The 16895-nt window shown below is 53.7% G+C and carries 14 protein-coding genes; 8 read left to right on the top strand and 6 right to left on the bottom strand.

Going from position 1 to position 16895, the window contains the following annotated elements; genetic code table 11:
* Positions 1 to 193: 193 nt before the first annotated feature.
* The 3 genes from ACQYWX_RS20380 to ACQYWX_RS20370 all read left to right on the top strand — a co-directional run bounded on the left by ACQYWX_RS20380 (position 194) and on the right by ACQYWX_RS20370 (position 3906).
* A complete protein-coding gene (locus ACQYWX_RS20380) occupies positions 194 to 1150 on the top strand; it encodes a cation diffusion facilitator family transporter (protein ID WP_431686150.1) in 957 nt (318 codons plus the stop codon).
* A gap of 375 nt (positions 1151 to 1525) precedes the next feature.
* Entirely contained in the window at positions 1526 to 2350 is an 825-nt protein-coding gene (locus ACQYWX_RS20375; protein WP_431686149.1) for a hypothetical protein, read from the top strand.
* A 104-nt stretch (positions 2351 to 2454) separates the two neighbouring features.
* Entirely contained in the window at positions 2455 to 3906 is a 1452-nt protein-coding gene (locus ACQYWX_RS20370; protein WP_431686148.1) for an RICIN domain-containing protein, read from the top strand.
* Positions 3907 to 4013: 107 nt separating this feature from the next.
* Here ACQYWX_RS20370 and ACQYWX_RS20365 read toward each other — a convergent pair whose 3' ends face one another.
* Positions 4014 to 4697 (bottom strand): hypothetical protein, encoded by a 684-nt coding sequence (locus ACQYWX_RS20365; RefSeq protein ID WP_431686147.1) that lies wholly within the window; start codon positions 4695 to 4697, stop codon positions 4014 to 4016.
* Positions 4698 to 5160: 463 nt separating this feature from the next.
* Between ACQYWX_RS20365 and ACQYWX_RS20360 the strand changes: the two genes are divergently transcribed.
* On the top strand, positions 5161 to 6384 hold the full coding sequence (locus tag ACQYWX_RS20360) for an RICIN domain-containing protein (protein ID WP_216737438.1): 1224 nt from the start codon (positions 5161 to 5163) through the stop codon (positions 6382 to 6384).
* A gap of 85 nt (positions 6385 to 6469) precedes the next feature.
* On the opposite strand, the gene ACQYWX_RS20355 is transcribed toward ACQYWX_RS20360, so the two are convergent.
* Positions 6470 to 7267 (bottom strand): alpha/beta fold hydrolase, encoded by a 798-nt coding sequence (locus ACQYWX_RS20355; protein ID WP_431686146.1) that lies wholly within the window; start codon positions 7265 to 7267, stop codon positions 6470 to 6472.
* Between the two features lie 321 nt (positions 7268 to 7588).
* Between ACQYWX_RS20355 and ACQYWX_RS20350 the strand changes: the two genes are divergently transcribed.
* The gene (locus tag ACQYWX_RS20350) at positions 7589 to 10018 is read left to right on the top strand and encodes an acyl-CoA dehydrogenase (protein ID WP_431686145.1); all 2430 of its coding nucleotides are present in this window, start codon (positions 7589 to 7591) and stop codon (positions 10016 to 10018) included.
* Positions 10019 to 10163: 145 nt separating this feature from the next.
* Positions 10164 to 10814: a hypothetical protein gene (locus ACQYWX_RS20345; protein WP_431686144.1), complete on the top strand. Its 651-nt coding sequence runs from the start codon at positions 10164 to 10166 to the stop codon at positions 10812 to 10814.
* Positions 10815 to 10822: 8 nt separating this feature from the next.
* On the opposite strand, the gene ACQYWX_RS20340 is transcribed toward ACQYWX_RS20345, so the two are convergent.
* Positions 10823 to 11779: a DUF2971 domain-containing protein gene (locus ACQYWX_RS20340; RefSeq protein WP_431686143.1), complete on the bottom strand. Its 957-nt coding sequence runs from the start codon at positions 11777 to 11779 to the stop codon at positions 10823 to 10825.
* Positions 11766 to 12131 (bottom strand): cupin domain-containing protein, encoded by a 366-nt coding sequence (locus tag ACQYWX_RS20335; protein ID WP_216737443.1) that lies wholly within the window; start codon positions 12129 to 12131, stop codon positions 11766 to 11768. Before ACQYWX_RS20335 ends, ACQYWX_RS20340 begins: the two co-directional genes overlap by 14 nt.
* A gap of 349 nt (positions 12132 to 12480) precedes the next feature.
* Here ACQYWX_RS20335 and ACQYWX_RS20330 point away from each other — a divergent pair, with 349 nt between their 5' ends.
* Complete coding sequence (locus ACQYWX_RS20330) at positions 12481 to 12918, top strand: SMI1/KNR4 family protein (RefSeq protein ID WP_431686142.1); 438 nt, start codon at positions 12481 to 12483, stop codon at positions 12916 to 12918.
* A gap of 69 nt (positions 12919 to 12987) precedes the next feature.
* Here the strand turns inward: ACQYWX_RS20330 and ACQYWX_RS20325 are convergent, their stop codons facing one another.
* On the bottom strand, positions 12988 to 14262 hold the full coding sequence (locus ACQYWX_RS20325; RefSeq protein WP_216737447.1) for an O-acetylhomoserine aminocarboxypropyltransferase/cysteine synthase family protein: 1275 nt from the start codon (positions 14260 to 14262) through the stop codon (positions 12988 to 12990).
* A gap of 281 nt (positions 14263 to 14543) precedes the next feature.
* Here ACQYWX_RS20325 and ACQYWX_RS20320 point away from each other — a divergent pair, with 281 nt between their 5' ends.
* The gene (locus ACQYWX_RS20320; protein WP_279503097.1) at positions 14544 to 14948 is read left to right on the top strand and encodes a YbaN family protein; all 405 of its coding nucleotides are present in this window, start codon (positions 14544 to 14546) and stop codon (positions 14946 to 14948) included.
* Between the two features lie 11 nt (positions 14949 to 14959).
* On the opposite strand, the gene ACQYWX_RS20315 is transcribed toward ACQYWX_RS20320, so the two are convergent.
* Entirely contained in the window at positions 14960 to 16744 is a 1785-nt protein-coding gene (locus tag ACQYWX_RS20315) for an ABC transporter transmembrane domain-containing protein (RefSeq protein WP_431686141.1), read from the bottom strand.
* Between the last annotated feature and the right edge of the window lie 151 nt (positions 16745 to 16895).

The raw sequence follows: 16895 nt of genomic DNA, 5'->3' as shown, positions 1-16895 counted from the left end.
GCTTTTTTATTTCCTTTCCAAAAGATCTGTATTCCTCTCTTCTAGAGCGTGCCCGCTTATATCTGGTGAGGGTAAGTAGTTGGATTTGCTTGTGTCGAATGGCATTATCCCGGTTCAGTCGCTGTCATCTTGTCAGCCCATTGCGAATTGATGTTGGCTGCAGGATTTCTCTACAACGCCAAGGCGAAAGGATATGTCGCACTCAAGCTCTCATCAGCATGATCATCACGCTGGTCATGCGCATCACCATGGCCATTTTCACGGACCGTCCTCGGCCCCGAACTATAACAAGGCCTTTGCCTGGGGCGTGGCGCTGAATCTTGGGTTTGTCGTGGTGGAGGTGATTTATGGACTTATCGCCGACTCATTGGCGCTGATCACCGATGCAGGGCACAACTTAAGCGATGTCCTGGGTTTACTTCTGGCCTGGGGCGCCTCTTATCTGGCGACGCGTACGCCGACCTCCCGACGTACTTACGGTTTTCGTCGAGGAACGATTCTGGCTTCCCTGTTGAGCGCGATTCTTTTACTGCTGGCATTGGGCGCGATCGCCTGGGAGGCCGCCCACCGAATCAATCAACCTGTCAGGGTGGATGGCGTGACCGTAATTGTCGTGTCGCTCATTGGCGTGGTTATCAATACCGCGACTGCGTTGATGTTTCTGAGTGGTCAAAAGCACGATCTCAATATCAAAGGCGCCTTTTTACACATGGCGGCGGATGCTGGCGTTTCATTTGGCGTGGCGGCGGCGGGAGTCGTTATCATGTTTACCGGCTGGTTGTGGCTTGATCCGGTGATCAGTCTGGTCATTGTCGCGATTATCCTTTTGGGAACCTGGGGGCTGTTTCGGGATTCGCTCAATCTCGCCATGGACACAGTGCCTTCTCATATCAATCCTGATGAAGTTGAGGCGTTCTTGCGCAGCTATGCCGGCGTGACGGATATCCACGATCTTCATATCTGGGCGATGAGCACCACGGAAGTTGCGTTAACCGTTCATTTACTTATTCCCAATCAATCTGTGGATGACGCCTTTCTCGGCGAATTGGCGCTTCAATTGAACGAGCGCTTCCGTATTGGCCATAGCACCGTCCAGGTCGAAAGAGGGGACGGAGCGTCCTGTCATTTGGCTCATCCCGGAAGCCTGTAACTCCCCACAGAAATCACCTTTCTATTTTCACTCGTAAGGTCTAGGCCAAAGAGGTTCGCCTACAAGTCCTAGCTTATTTGGGTGATATTCATCCTTTCAGACCAGTGATAAGTTCTTCCGTATCACGACGGCATCCCGACTGCGCGAGTGTTGTTATGTGTTCTTGCGGCAGATTTCCGAGTGCATCCCCCCGTTCACTTTGGTCATCTGCCCGCTTTGAATCATAAGATGAAAGCGCTTTCATAAAAGCGGGTGTGACGTACGTCGCAAATTTTTGATTTAAAAGGTTTTTGGTCCTGTACCGCAAGCCTCCCGACGGGGAGGCGTCGTCATTTCGGTTACAGGCTGTGCGCACTGATCAGGAGTCAATCGACCATGAAAAAAACACAATTGTTAGTTTGGGGCGCGGTAATCGGCGGTTTATGCGCTGTGACATACCAATTCATGCCAGGCGGGGAAAGCACGACGACGGCGCAGGAGCAACAAGCCGCCGCCGGCGCTCAAAATTCCGCTGCAGCGTCGCCCGCGCAATCAGTTCAATCCCCTCAACAGACGGCCTCTAAATCGGCCCCAGGCGCAGCGAAGGACTCCGAACCGGAGCTCCCCGATTACGCCATGAACAACGAAGAATATCCCTCCATTGAATTTCGCATGACGGAAATTGAAGCACGCCGCGATGGTCGCGCTTTTGATCAGGAAGAAGTCGTACGTGCGATGTGGGAGCCTTCCGCATGGAAGAGCGATGACGGTATTGCTGACCAGCTCGAATTGAGCGATGCGGATCGTTTTGATGGTCGGGAGTTTATTCGCTTCAGCCCGATGAAGCTGGAGTCCCTGATGCCAGGGGATGAGATGGAAGTGCCTGTGCTGCCGCAAAACGCGACTTATCAAATGGTGGTGGATCGGGTGGAGTCCCATGGCGACGGCAACGTCACCTGGTACGGGCATTTGAAGGATTTCGAACAGGATAATCAGGTTTCTTTTACCCGCGGAGAAAATCTTACCTATGGCGGCGTCACCACCCCGGAAGGGCTGTATGTCGTTGAGGCCCGTGGCGACAAAGGATGGATCGTCAACAGCGGCACCTTGTTCAAAGGTGAAGATTTACACGTTGAAGTACCCGAATTGGCGGATGTGAACAAGGCCGATGAAGGAACGGCGTCTCCGGATCAAAGCACCGGCGGGCCTATCGCTCAGTAAGGATAAGCGTTAGCGCCCGGGGTAGGAGGCCAGGTCGCACAGTGGCTGGCTAAAAAAAACAGACAGAGAGAGTAATAACGATGAAAAGGAAATTAACCGGAAGTATGTCTAAATGGTTGTCCTGCTTGACTCTGGCGGCTGCTCCCCTGGGCGCGCAGGCGGTGACAGTGGATATTATGGTGGTGTACGACGCCTATTCCGCAGGACGCTTTGGCGGCGAACCGGCAACGGCCATTCGTAGCTGGGTAGACCAAGTAAACGCCATGTATCAAAACAGCCAGGTAGACGTGCAACTGCGTTTGGTCGGCGCTTTCGCTCATGAAGAAAGCGGTTCCAGCATGGGAGAAGTGCTTGGAAACCTGCGTGTGGATAACTGGGTTATCCAGAAGCGTGAGGAAGTCGGCGCGGATTACGTTACGCAAGTACATAAAACCGGTTCCTGCGGCGTTGCATACGTCGCTGTACATAAGGATTGGGCGTTCAGCGTCACAGGTCCAGATTGCGGGCCTCAGGTTTTGGCTCACGAAGTCGGACACACCATGGGTCTTAACCACTCCCGTCGTCAGGGCGATCAAAGCGGATCGCGTTATCGCTACGGCCTCGGCCATGGCGTTGACGGCGCTTTCGGCACCATTATGACGTATGAGTGGTTGTTCAATGCCCCGAAAGTCGCCAAATTCTCCAACCCGAGAGTGCAGTGCAACGGGCTTCCCTGCGGCGTTCCTGCCGGTCAGGCGCAAGAGGCGGATGCGGCTCAGGCGATCAACAATGTGCGTAATGAGATTGCTGCGTTTAAACCGACTAAAACCGACGGCGGCAACACTTCCGGCGACAAAGTGTCTGTATTCCAGCATTACAACTACGCGGGTTACAGCGCGGCGTTGGGCGAAGGCCAGTATCGCCTGAGCGACTTGACTTCTCGCGGCGTTCGCAACGATGACCTGTCTTCAGCCCGCGTGCCTTCCGGCATGGTATTGGAACTGTATCAGCACGATAACTTCGGCGGCGCGAAAACCGTTTATACCTCAGATGTATCCGGCTTCCCGCTATCCGGCGTGAATGACACGACTTCCTCGATTATCGTCAAGAAAAGCAGCGGCGGCGGTCAGAGCGGAGCGCAACCAGTTGATAACGGCGTATACATGCTGCAGGCCAAACACTCCAGCAAGTGCGCAGATGTATACGGCGGCAAGCAGGAAGCGGGTACGCCTGTCATTCAGTGGAGCTGTCACCAGGGTAACAACCAGCGCTGGAACTTCACCCACATTAAAGATGGGTACTATGAAGTCAAAGCGGTGCATAGCGGCAAATGTCTGGATGTCTCCAACTCAAGCAGAAGCAACGGCGCCACGGTGCAACAATGGTCCTGTAATGGCAGCGCAGCTCAGCAATGGAAAGCAGTGGACAACGGCGACGGCACGTTCCGTCTGGTGTCTGGCGTGAGCGGCAAAGTGTTTGATGTTAAAGAGGTCTCAACGGCTAGCGGCATGGCTATCCATCAGTGGGACTGGGTTGGCGGCGACAACCAACGCTGGTATTTGAAGCGCGTGAAGTAAGCGTTTTAATATCCCTCTATTGAAGATATCCCCCAGTGCGCTTTGAGTGGCGACTGGGGGATTTTTCGTTATGGAGTGTGCGTTTATCTGATTGTTCGAAATGGGAGTTACTTTCCAATTAGCTGGATGTCCATCGAGTTTGCGAAGGTCGCAAGAGTGGCTTTGCATCCAAACTGAGAAAACAACATGAGGGCGATGTCACTCGCACTGGCCGATCTTAAGCTTGCTGGAATAGTGTAAGGCCAGGGGCTGTTCAGGGCGTGGGTCATTATCAGGGAGTGAATGTTTTGCCTGAGCAGGTTGGGATCATCTGTATCCGCCGCCACAATGCGATCGAGTACTAATTCTGAACCGGTGTTCTGATAGTGGACCTTGTACATGAGAACAGAGGTCCAGCTCCTTACGAAATAAAACCACTCGCCGAAAGCATAAATATCCCATTTCACGTCCATGGACTCGGCTTTCGACACAATTCCTTCGAGCTGTTCTCCGCCATGTCGGTAGTGGATGTCACAAGGAATTTCTTTGCCGCCTTCGATAACTTGGTCAATGTACCGCCTGCCATCGTCGGCACGGCTGGCTACATAGTTTTCCGCGATGGATTTGTCGGCGGTAGTGGCGATAATTTTTAAAGTGATGCAGCGAATATCCAAAATAGGCGCGTCAAATGGATTACCTTCGCCTGTTTCGATCCATACCGGCTGTTCAAGAGAGCGGGTATCGACATGCTCGGCTTCACTCTTTTTCTCCGGCTGTTTCTTTGTATTTTTGCGTTTAAAGAATTCGAACATTGTTAGTGCGCCTTTTATCCATATTTTAACCAACCAGTACTTGTCATTATAGGTCGATGAGCCTGGTTAGCGTTTACTCTAAAGCATCACTATCGATCGGGTCTAAGTCGCGTCGTTTTGTCTAAAAAAACGGCAAATACTTATTATTTGTGATTGCCTCCTCAATTTAACGATTTTACTGACTTTAATGTAACGTAAATATTAATAGGCCTATATAGGTTTATGTGATTTATTTCATTGTTAATCAATAGCTTGAATTATTCGTAGGCTCTAAGTACTAGCTGCTTTAGGCGATGGTGGATAAAAGGCTCAAATGATAGATTTTCTGCGCCGTTGACGTTCCGTCGAGTTCTGGTTTGTGATCTATTTTCCGTTTTCCACGCTGCGGAAGTCCTATCCGGATAATAACGAAGTTCGTTATCGGGAAACTCCCATAAATGGAGCAGGAAAGTTGGTATAAAAAATGAAAAACAGCCTCAAAAAAATTCTGGCCGCTGGCGTTCTCGCGACGGCTGCATCCACTTCCCAAGCCGTCACTGTCGATCTGATGGTGGTGTATGACTCTTATACCTCAAGCTACTTCAAAGGCGATGTAAACACCGCTGTGCGTAACTGGGTCAGTCAGGTGAACAATATGTACACCAACAGCCAGATTGACGTGCAATTGCGCCTGGTTGGCGCATACGCCCACGAAGAGACTGGCTCCAACATGACGGAAGTGTTGGGCAACCTGAGAGTGGACTCATGGGTAAACCAGAAGCGTCAGGAAGTGGGCGCGGACTATGTGACTCAATTGCATCGCACCGGCTCTTGCGGCGTGGCTTATGTCGCTGTCGACCGCAACTGGTCATACGGCGTGGTTGGACCAAGCTGCGGACCCACTACGTTGGCGCACGAACTCGGCCACACCATGGGCCTGAACCACTCCCGCCGTCAGGGCGATCAAAGCGGGTCGCGTTATCGTTATGGCCTGGGTCATGGCGTTGATGGCGTATTCGCCACGATCATGACTTATGAGTGGCTGTTCAACGCTCCTAAAATCGCCAAATTCTCTAACCCCAACCTGCAATGCAACGGTTTGCCTTGTGGCGTCGCGGCGGGCAACTCTAACGAAGCGGACGCAGCACGCGCTATCAACAACGTGCGTAGCGAAATGGCGGGCTTCATGCCGACAAAGGTCGGCGGCGGCAACCCCGACGGCGGCGATAACAATGGTGGGGACAACAATAACGGCGGCGACAACAACAATGGCGGCTCCAATATTTACACCATGAAAGCCAAAAACTCCGGCAAGTGCGCCGATGTTTACGGCGGCGATCGTCGCGATGGCGCTTCCGTCATCCAGTGGAGCTGTCACGGTGGCAACAATCAGCGCTGGCAGTTTATTCACCTGGGCAACGGCGTTCATCAGATCAAATCTGTGAACAGCGGCAAGTGTCTCGATCTGTTCGGCGCGAGCCAATACAACGGCGCGTATGCGGGTCAGTGGACCTGTAACAACTCCAACAACCAGAAGTGGCAGGCGTTCAAGAACAGCGACGGAACTTATCGTCTGATCGCGGTTCACAGCGGCAAAGCGCTGGACGTAGACGCTGCAGGCGGCACCTACAATGGCGCAAGACTGCGTCAGTGGGATTGGGTTGGCGCTAATAACCAGCGTTGGATTATCACCAGCGCAGGCCAATAAGCTTCATCTGGCTAAGCCTTATAAAAAATCCCCGCGAATGCGGGGATTTTTTTGTCTTAAGCAAAGCAACCCGGTTGATAAACGCTTAGTCCATAAAGCGCGCCAGAATCAGATCGTTGATTTCCGCCACATGAGTAATCGGCGCCATATGGCCCCAGGGCGTCTGCTTGAATTCAAGGTTGGGCAGACTTTCCTTCAGGCGTTCACTAATGCGCCGGGATGATAGTGGGCTCTTCTCGCCCGCCATCAGATAGGTGTTGAATGGAAAGCTGGCGTAATCCTGCAGTCGGGTGGGCTCTTCTATTAGCGCCTTGAAGTCCAGCGCCACTTTTCTGATCTGTCCGCTTAGCGCGTTACGAATGTCCGAAGGGTAGCGTTTGAATGCGCCTGGGCCGGACCAGTAATCAATAAACTGCTGAGTCGCCGACATCTCGTCGTTTTGCGCGAGAGTCCGCTCCAATCCTTTTACGACTTCCACAATCTCCAGAAATGCCGGCTCCTCGGGTGATAGCAGATGAAACGCGACCGGCTCGTAGATGGTCAGGCTGAGAATGCGTTCGGGGTATTGCGTCGCAAACCTCAACGCCGTGGCGGCGCCATAGGAGTGGCCGACTACATGCAGCGGGGTGTTGTCCTGCTGCTCCTGCTCCTGCTCCAATACAGCAAGGACGCGATCCACTTCGTCCTGCAGGCAGAAGCGCTCCGCCAGATGAGCCGGGTAGGGGGCCTCGCCATATCCCCATAGATCCACCGCCAGGGTACGGTAGTTTTCCTGCAGTTGGCTGGTGAGCATTTTCCATTGAGCTTTGGAGCTCATGGAGCTGTGCAGGAGCAATATAGGCTGGCCTTCACCGCCAACCTTGTATCCAGTCAAAGACTGCATAGTGACCTCGCAATTTCCACAATGTTTTATATTTATTCAATCTCGGGTTCTATCCATGAAAATTCCGCGTATATTACCTATCTGTAAGGAAATATTGATAGTTAAAACATTATCTCCCGAGTATTACGTGTTACGGTAATTAATACATAGGATTTATTCGGAAGTGCAGGTTTTTAAATGAATTTCCGGATTATTTCCAGATTAGAGGACGCGGTTGAACGCGCTATGAACGGCATAAATTTCGTTCCCATGGCGGATATATAACCCATCCCGCCGGCGTTCAGTCCTTGGTTGAGTTCGCAAAACCCCAAGGAGGAGAACATGACCGTTTTGCTTCTGTTATTGGCGGCGTTGGCGTTGGCTTATTTCGGCGCTGGCGCGTTGTCCTGGACAGTCCTTTTCACTATCGCCGCTCTGGCTTTCTCGTTCACCGATCCCGGCTTCGCCGGTTTGTTGGTCGTCTGGGGGCTGTTTATCGCGGCGGCGGTGCTGCTTAACTCCTCTTCGATACGACGGCGCTATGTCACTGCGCCGATTCTCGCCTGGGTGGGCAAGACGCTGCCGGGGATTTCCGATACCGAGAAAGAAGCCATCGAAGCGGGCACCGTCAGTTGGGACGGCGACTTGTTCACCGGCATGCCCGATTGGAACAAGCTGCTCGCGATGAGCAAACCTACCCTGACCAAAGAAGACAAAGCCTTTATCGACGGACCGGCGGAGCAGTTGTGCGAAATGCTTAACGACTGGGAGATCACGCACCAACGCTATGATCTGAGTCCGGCGACTTGGAAATTCATCAAGGAAAATGGCTTCTTTGGAATGATCATTCCCAAAAAGTATGGCGGGCTGGAGCTATCCGCGCTGGCGCATTCAACTGCGGTGATGAAAGTCGCTACCCGCAGCATCACTGGCGCAGTGACGGTCATGGTGCCCAACTCGTTGGGTCCTGGCGAGCTTCTGCTGCATTACGGCACCGAGGAGCAGAAGGATTATTACTTGCCCCGTCTGGCCAAAGGTGAAGAAATTCCCTGCTTTGCGCTGACGGCGCCCAAGGCGGGTTCAGATGCCGGCGCTATCACCGACAAAGGCATTGTCTGCAAAGGCGAGTGGGAAGGTAAGGAAGTCATTGGCCTGCGTCTGACCTGGAACAAGCGATACATAACCCTGGCGCCGGTTGCCACTGTGTTGGGACTGGCGTTTAAAGTCTATGACCCGGACCATCTGATTGGCGATGAAGTCGAGCGGGGTGTTTCCTGCGCCCTGATTCCCACCAGTACTCCGGGCGTAAAAACCGGCGCGCGCCATTTGCCCCTGAACACTGTGTTTATGAATGGGCCGACCTGGGGCGAAGATGTCTTTATTCCCATGGACTTTCTGATCGGCGGCGAGAAATACATCGGTAAAGGCTGGGCGATGTTGATGAACTGTCTCTCCGTGGGACGCGCTATTTCGTTGCCGGCATTGAGCGCCGGGGCTGGCAAACTGTCCAGCCTCACCAGCGGCGCCTATGCCCGTATTCGTGAGCAGTTCAACCTGCCGGTCGGGTACTTCGAGGGCGTGCAGGAAGCCTTGGCGCGAATTGGCGGGCTGACTTATTTAATGGATAGCGCCAGAGTGATGACGGCGGGGTTACTGGATAATCACGAAAAACCTGCGGTGCCTTCTGCCATCTTGAAATATCACAACACTGAAAAAATGCGCAACGTGGTCGGCGCTGCGATGGACGTGCACGCCGGACGTGGCGTTATCAAAGGGCCGCGCAACTACATCGCGCGGGTGTATCAGGCGATTCCCATCAGTATCACGGTGGAGGGCGCCAATATCCTGACTCGCAGTCTGATGATCTTTGGTCAGGGGGCCATTCGCGCGCACCCTTATCTGTTGCAGGAAATGGAAGCGGCGCAGAATCCGAACAAAGAAAAAGCATTGGATGACTTTGATCATCTCTTCTTCAAGCATGTGCGGCGCAACTTGCAGCTCACGGCGCGATCTTTGGTGCTGGCTTTTACTGGCGGCACGGTTGCGTCAGCCCCTGAATCGGCGAGGGAAACCAGACCTTATTTCCGTGATATGACGCGTCTGGCGGCGGCGTTTGGTCTGGTCAGCGATGTGACGCTGGCTTCCCTGGGGGGAGAATTGAAACGGCGCGAGATGATTTCAGGGCGTCTGGGCGACTGTTTGAGCTATCTCTATTTAGGCTCAAGTGTCTTGAAGCGTTTTCATGATGATGGCTGTCCTAAATCGGATGCTCCGCTGATGCACTGGGCGATGCGCTACTGCCAATATGAAATTCAGAATGCGTTGCATGAAGTGCTGCGCAACTATCCGGTGAAGGCGCTGGGTCTGCTGTTGAGACCGCTGGTGTTTCCTTTGGGACGCCACTTCGAGCGCGCTGACGACGCTATTTGCCGTGAGATTGCGGAGATGTTGCTGCAACCCTCTGAAGCGCGCGACAGATTGGTGGACGGCGTCTACCGTAATACCCGTCCGGATGATCCGGTAGGTCGAATCGAAAACGCCTTCCTGAAGAAAGTCGGTGTGGCCAACCTGGAGAAACGCATCAAGAAGGCGATTAAAGCCGGAGATATCCCGGATGACGATCTATACGCCATGCTGGAGGCGGCGGTGAACAAGAAAATTCTCACCACGGACGAGGCGGAGCGATATCGCGAAGCGGAGGAAGCGGTGGACGACGCCATTCAGGTCGACCATTTTGACCCTCACGAACTGCCCGTAACGCAATCCGACTAACCTTTCTCCATACTAGGTCCCAGGCCGGCGTACCTTACGCCGGCTTTTCTCAGGCTTCCGCTATGTCTTGAACGTTATTTCCTTGGATAGTCGCTCTGCGTTTGTTATGAATACCGTGTTCCTTCAACGCAACAGAGAGACGAGTGTGAAAACCTACGAAGATATCCTCGACGCCATGTACGCGTTATACAGCGATGCATTCTCCAATGCGCTTCCCGTCTTAGAGAGTATGAGAAGCTTATGGAGCGAACCTGACAGACTTGACTGGATTGCGATAGGTCAAGAACAGGAGAGTTGGTATCTGAACTTCGCCTGCGGGGAGGCTATCGCAGAGCACACGTCCGTTCGCGGCTATCTGGCCAACGCAGCGGAATACCTGAATAAGGACAGATCCCGCGGTGACGAACTATTGGACATGATCCGCTACGAGCTGATTGACTGGACGCCATTTGAAGAGGAAGACGACGTCAGCGACGATCAGGGAGAAATGAATGAGTTCATCATCTATAGCGCCCTACACTTGGTCGCCGCAAAGCTGCGCAAAGAAAAGTTGCCACAACTCTCCGTCACCCTGGCGGACCCACTGGAAGTGACCGTATTTGACGATATCGAAGCCTCCAACTTCGACGCATCCACACCTCAGTACAATGGCGCAGAACTGACCAGAAAAGACCTGCTGGAAATGTTGTCAACGCTCTGCCGAGAACAACCACACAGAGACTACCTGACGACGCTACTCAAACTTGACCGCAAAAACAGCGAGAAAGCGCTTGTGATTGCTGAGAGGTTTGTTTGAACGACCAATCACCGTTGCCGATAGGGGATCTGGCAGTAGGTGATGCCGTGTTTTGGGCTCAGGCGGTGTTTGGTCAGGAACATGTTGAGTGAGTTCATGGACAGGTTGATGTTGGGCGTCGGCCCAAGATAAATGTGTTCAAGGTAGTGGTTGTCGTTGCTGCGGGTGGTCAGGTTGAACTCGAAGTAGGGCACCAGCATGGAAGCGCCTTCCCGAAACTTCACTGGCGAATTCAGGTAGTCCGTCACGCCGGGGGAGACAATGCGCCATTCCTCCTCTTCCTGAAAGGAGGGGTGTTTCAATATCGCGGCGATGCGCAACAGGTCTGATTCGATCATCTCAAACACGCCATGGTAAGACTGCGATGGCGGAAAATGTGTGGGGCCTGCATGTTCGCCGTGTTGCTCAGCCAGCGCCTCCACCACATCCATCACCTGACGAATGAGAGTCGTTTGCTCCTGGTGGCTGTAAATGCACTTGCCTACCTGAAACGATTGCTGACTGGCGCACTCCAGAATATGCGCGGCGGGAAAGCCCACGCTGACGCCTTTACCCATGGAGCTGTAGCCGCGCCACTGACTCAACAGATTGCCGTTGGAGCGAAATGAGGCCCCGAACAGCATATGTCCATTAGTGATGCGATGAGCGATCCAGTCCCGGAACTGGTGCAATAGGCCGGGTTTGGGATGACTGTCGGCGATGCGGCGATCTACTTCGGCGCTGATTAGGTCGGCGGTATGCTTCAACTCGGCGGAGTCGTTCATATAGCGAATATCGCTGGCCCACAGATTACCGCTTTCCACTATGCCCAGCAGGCCGGAGAACGTGGTGTAGTGGTACAGCGTGTCGACGGGTATGTCTGAGTACAACTTGGCGGTGATATCCTGAATCATGGCGCTCGCTTCAGTCTTTGTTTTCGTTGCAATGGAATGCGTGGGGATGATGTCCGGGTCAAACCCAGACATTATCCTCCGCCGTTCGCTCTCCGCCAGCGTCGCCGGTATTCGCCACGCCTCTGGGCTCAATCAGCATGGCCCGACACTCATTCTCTGCGAAAGGCTTATGCTCCACGCCCGCCGGTACGACAAACATTTCTCCCGCCTCCAGTTTCACTTTTCCATCTCGAAATTCAATGCACATCTCACCTTCGATCACCATAAAGACCTCATCCGTGTCTTCATGGCGATGCCACACAAACTCACCCTGGATCTTAACTACCTTGAATTGATAGTCATTCATCTCCGCAATCACCCGCGGCGACCAGCGTTCACTGAACTTGGAGAATTTTTCTTTTAAATTGATGGCGGTATGGTTCATTTTTCACACGCTTGAGTACAGTCTTACAATCTTTCAATCTAAGTCGATGTGAGAGTGCGGTCAAATGTGGGATGACCAACGCTGAGTTAAAATCAGCATCAATACAGGAAGAAACTAACTTCGTATGAACGCCTTTTAGACAAGTGGCTGTCTACTGTCTGAATTTTGTCTTGTGGAGGTGACGTTATTCGCTCTCGCTCTCAATAGCTTGATTCCTCAGTCAGGTTCCGAAAGGAAATAAGTACCGCGTTCGCTCGCGTAAGGGCGTTATCCAGGACCAGGTGCTTTGCCGTGAAGGCTGAGATATTATCAGCGGCATTCTTTTCATGACTTCAAAGGAATAAAAACAATGAATTTTGAAGACTTTAAAAAGTGTGTTTGTGAGGCGAAAAGCGCGCATCCTTTTTGGTTTGATTTTGAGCCGGACGACGCGCCGGATCAGGATAGTCTTATTCGCGCCGAGCAAATGCTGGAAGCCCGGTTACCGCAGGAGTACAAAGACTTTTTGCTGCAGTATGGCGGCGGCTATTTCGCTTTCGGCAATGTCTTTTCCCTGGAGGAAGGCAGTGAGTGGAATCTGATTGATATCAATGCTGAATTCGCCCATCTTCGCGCAGGCTGCGTGTTGATTTCAGAGAACAGTAATGGGGACTTCTTCGGTTTTGATGTGCGGGACGGCGTATGTCAGTCAGAGCTGTGTTTCTGGGATCATGCGCAAGAGTGCTGGCAAAGCAGCGGCTACACGAATCTATTTGAGTACTTGAGTAAAGTCGCTCTCACCAATTAAAGCGGGACAAGGCCAACTTGGCGTTGGCCTCTTGTACCTCTTTTCTACAAACCTGCTACGACAAAACCGCTATAGCGTCGCCTGCGCCAATGCCTGCTCCAGGTCCGCGATGATATCGTCCTTGTGCTCGATGCCGATGGATAGGCGCACCATATCCGGAGAGACGCCGGCTGCGGCCTGTTCTTTTTCATCCAACTGCCGGTGTGTGGTGGTCGCGGGGTGACAGGCGAGGGTTTTTGCGTCGCCGATGTTCACCAGTCGCTTGACCATCTGCAAGGCGTCGATGAAACGGCCGCCGGCTTCTTTGCCGCCCTTGATGCCGAAACTCAGTACAGAGGAAGGTTTGCCGCCCATGTACTTCTGCGCCAGCTCGTAATAAGGACTGCTCTCCAGACCTGGATACTTCACCCAGCTGACGCTGGGGTGGGACGCCAGAAACTGGCATACCGCCATGGCGTTTTCCACGTGTCTCTCCATCCGCAGCGACAGGGTTTCGACGCCTTGCAGAATCAGGAACGCGTTGAATGGCGACAGGGCAGCGCCCATGTTGCGCAATGGCGCGACCCGTGCGCGACCGATAAAGGCGGCGTCGCCCAGGGCTTCGGTATACACCACGCCGTGGTAGGAGGGATCAGGCTCGTTGAGCTGCGGAAAGCGGGGGTTGTCCTTCCAGGGAAAACGGCCTGAATCTATGATCACGCCGCCGATGGTGGTGCCATGGCCGCCGATGTATTTGGTTAATGAGTGCACCACGATATCGGCGCCGAAATCGAAAGGGCGGCACAACACGGGAGTGGCGACGGTGTTATCGACAATCACTGGTATGCCGTGTTTGTGGGCGATTGCGGCGAGTGCTTCAAGATCGGCCACATTTCCGGCGGGGTTGCCGATGGACTCGCAAAAAACCGCTTTGGTGTTTTCATCGATCAACGCTTCCATGGAGGCGGGATCGTCGCTGTTGAACATGCGCGCGGTGACGCCGGATTGCGGCAGGGTGTGAGCAAACAGGTTGTAGGTGCCGCCATAGAGCTGATTGACGCTGATGATATTGTCGCCGGCGCGGGTCAGCGTTTGAATTGTGGCGGTGATCGCCGCCATACCTGAGGCCATCACCAAGGCCCCGATACCGCCTTCCAGCTGCGCCATACGCTGCTCCAATATGGCGTTGGTCGGGTTCATGATGCGGCTGTAAATATTTCCTTCCACCTTCAGGTCGAACAAATCAGCGCCATGCTGAGTGTTGTCGAAATAATAGGAGGTGGTCTGATAGATCGGCGCCGCGACGGCATGCGTGGTGGGGTCGCCGGCAAAGCCGCCGTGAATGGCGATGGTCTCTTGTTTCATGGATCTCTCCGCTGCGCGTAAGGAATGGGTTTGCTCTGTGCTTGTTCGCGTCAGCCCCCGTAGAGACGGGCTAACTATTTGTATCGTTTAGAGAATCGTTGATATTAACAACGGCCCGCAACAGAGTGTACCGCTCGTTGGCGCAGGTCAATATGCCTGGCGTCTGAATTTGCCTTGCATCCTATTTGAAACTAGCATTGGCCTTGTAGACCTCCTGAAAACGAGCTGGCTGCCGTTTTGCGGAGCTTCCTGAATTTCAATTGCTGGATGACTGGCGCGACATGCGTAAACAATCTCTTCACATACTGCTGGTCGTCGTTGGCTGGACTTCCGTTGTGCTTGGCGTCATTGGCATTGTGTTGCCGTTATTGCCCACCACGCCCTTTATTCTGCTCGCCGCCGCCTGCTTCGCGCGTTCTTCGCCGAAATTCCATCACTGGCTGGTGTCTCATCGCCATTTGGGACCAATCGTAAAGAACTTTGAGTCAGGGCGCGGCGTCACCCGCAAGGTGAGATTGCGGGCGTTAATCTGCCTGTGGGTGGGACTCGCCATTTCCATGGTGGTCGTCGGCAAATTATGGAGCCTGATCATGCTCAGCGGTATTGGCGCCTGCACTACCTTATATCTGTGTCGTCTGCCGACCTGTGAAGAGGACGCGGGCGAGCCCGAATCCCAGGTTAACTAACCGGCCGCGAATTACTCGACGACCGGCTCTTCCCATTCCGTATTGAATTGCAGATCCGCCAGACGCGCGTAGAGTTCGCTGTCGCGGATCAGTTCGCTATGGGAGCCCAAAGCTTCCAGGCGACCATGATTCAACACGGCGATGCGGTCCGCGTTTTTCACCGTCGCCAGACGATGAGCGATCACCAGCGTTGTGCGTCCTTCCATCAGGCGTTCCAGGGCCTGTTGCACCAGATACTCGCTTTGTGCGTCCAACGCGCTGGTGGCTTCGTCCAACAACAGAATGGGAGCGTCAGTGAGTATGGCGCGGGCGATGGCGATGCGCTGCTTCTGACCGCCGGATAAGCCAAGACCGGCGTCCCCCAGACGGGTTTTGTAGCCCTGTGGGAGCGCGGCGATAAAATCATGGGCGTTCGCGGCTTTGGCGGCGGCTTCGATTTCCTCCTGTGCGGCGTCTGGTTTGCCATAGCGTAAATTGTCTTCAATGGAGCCGAAAAACAGGGCTGGCGTTTGCGACACCAGGGCGAAGCAGCGGCGTAAATCCGTAGGCTCAAGCTGTCGAATATCCACGCCTTCCAGACGGATTTCTCCAGCCTTGCAATCAAAAAAGCGTAGCAGCAGGTCAAACAGAGTGGATTTGCCTGCGCCGGATGGGCCGACCAGCGCCAGGGTTTCTCCCGGCGCAACATCCAGATTCAGGTGATCGATGGCGTTGGCGTCCGGCCGCGCCGGGTAGGAGAAACTGACGTCGCGAATAGACAGATTGCCGGGGATCAGCTCAGGAAGACTCTTCACGCCGAATTGCGGCGCAGTGATTTCATTCTTCGACTGTAATAGCTCCACGATGCGTTCCGCTGCGCCAGCCGCCCGCTGCAATTCGCCGATGACTTCGCTGACGGAACCTACCGCTGCGCCCACTAACACGCTGTAGAACACGAACGCCGCCAGTTCGCCGCCGCTGATGCGTCCTTCGATGACGTCCAGCCCGCCGATCCACAGCATGGCGCCGACTGCGCCCAGCACCAGAACGATGACAACCGTCACCAGGATGGCGCGTTGCACGATACGCTCCTTGGCGACGTTGAAGGCGTCTTCAACGTGCTCTGAAAAGCGTTGTTTATCTAACTTTTGATGGTTGTAGGCATGAACGGTTTTTATCTGTCCAAGCACTTCGCCTATATAAGAGCCGACATCCGCCACTTTATCCTGGCTGCGCCGAGACAAACCGCGCACCCGCCGCCCGAATATCAGAATGGGAGACACCACCAGGGGCACGGAAATCATGACGATGGCGGTGAGTTTTGCATTCGTGATGAATAGCCAGATGATCCCGCCGATCATCATGATGATATTGCGCAGCGCCACCGAGACGGAGGAACCAATTACCGATTGTAGTAGCGTGGTGTCAGCGGTCAGGCGGGATTGAATCTCCAGCCCGCGATTGCTTTCAAAAAAGCCGGGATGCAGCTCAATCAGGTGATCGAACACCTTGCGTCGGATATCCGCCACCACACGCTCGCCGAGCCAGGTTACCCAGTAGTAGCGGGTGAAGGTGCCGAGCGCGAGCGCGACGATCAGACCCAGGAAGATAAGCACATAGCGGGACAGCATCTGCTCAGACTGTGTCGCCAGGCCCTGATCGATAAGCAGTCGCACGCCTTGTCCAATGGACAGAGTGATGCCGGCGGTGAAAAACAGCGCGCAGAGTGCGAATACAATTTGTCGTTTGTAAGGAAGAATAAACTCAAACGTAGCTTTGAGCGCCCCGATGCGGGCTGTAGAAACGTCTTGCTGCATGGGCGGACCGTTGTGGGGTGGTCGGATAAAGGGTTGAAGTTATTTATGGAGGGAAAGTCGGGAAATTTAAAGAGGGAAAGTGGAAAAAGAGACGCTGATTACAGAATAAAGAGGGTGGAGGGAGAGAAGGGCGACGTTATGAACATCGCCC

This window comes from Hahella sp. NBU794 (assembly GCF_050749805.1).
In the GTDB taxonomy this organism is placed as follows: domain Bacteria; phylum Pseudomonadota; class Gammaproteobacteria; order Pseudomonadales; family Oleiphilaceae; genus Hahella.
This window is presented reverse-complemented; position numbering and strand designations above follow the sequence as displayed.

Coding starts and splice junctions, on each gene's coding strand:
- ACQYWX_RS20380 (WP_431686150.1), top strand. CDS start 194: ATGTCGCACTCAAGCTCTCATCAGCATGATCATCACGCTGGTCATGCG.
- ACQYWX_RS20375 (WP_431686149.1), top strand. CDS start 1,526: ATGAAAAAAACACAATTGTTAGTTTGGGGCGCGGTAATCGGCGGTTTA.
- ACQYWX_RS20370 (WP_431686148.1), top strand. CDS start 2,455: ATGTCTAAATGGTTGTCCTGCTTGACTCTGGCGGCTGCTCCCCTGGGC.
- ACQYWX_RS20365 (WP_431686147.1), bottom strand. CDS start 4,697: ATGTTCGAATTCTTTAAACGCAAAAATACAAAGAAACAGCCGGAGAAA.
- ACQYWX_RS20360 (WP_216737438.1), top strand. CDS start 5,161: ATGAAAAACAGCCTCAAAAAAATTCTGGCCGCTGGCGTTCTCGCGACG.
- ACQYWX_RS20355 (WP_431686146.1), bottom strand. CDS start 7,267: ATGCAGTCTTTGACTGGATACAAGGTTGGCGGTGAAGGCCAGCCTATA.
- ACQYWX_RS20350 (WP_431686145.1), top strand. CDS start 7,589: ATGACCGTTTTGCTTCTGTTATTGGCGGCGTTGGCGTTGGCTTATTTC.
- ACQYWX_RS20340 (WP_431686143.1), bottom strand. CDS start 11,779: ATGTCTGGGTTTGACCCGGACATCATCCCCACGCATTCCATTGCAACG.
- ACQYWX_RS20335 (WP_216737443.1), bottom strand. CDS start 12,131: ATGAACCATACCGCCATCAATTTAAAAGAAAAATTCTCCAAGTTCAGT.
- ACQYWX_RS20330 (WP_431686142.1), top strand. CDS start 12,481: ATGAATTTTGAAGACTTTAAAAAGTGTGTTTGTGAGGCGAAAAGCGCG.
- ACQYWX_RS20325 (WP_216737447.1), bottom strand. CDS start 14,262: ATGAAACAAGAGACCATCGCCATTCACGGCGGCTTTGCCGGCGACCCC.
- ACQYWX_RS20320 (WP_279503097.1), top strand. CDS start 14,544: ATGCGTAAACAATCTCTTCACATACTGCTGGTCGTCGTTGGCTGGACT.
- ACQYWX_RS20315 (WP_431686141.1), bottom strand. CDS start 16,744: ATGCAGCAAGACGTTTCTACAGCCCGCATCGGGGCGCTCAAAGCTACG.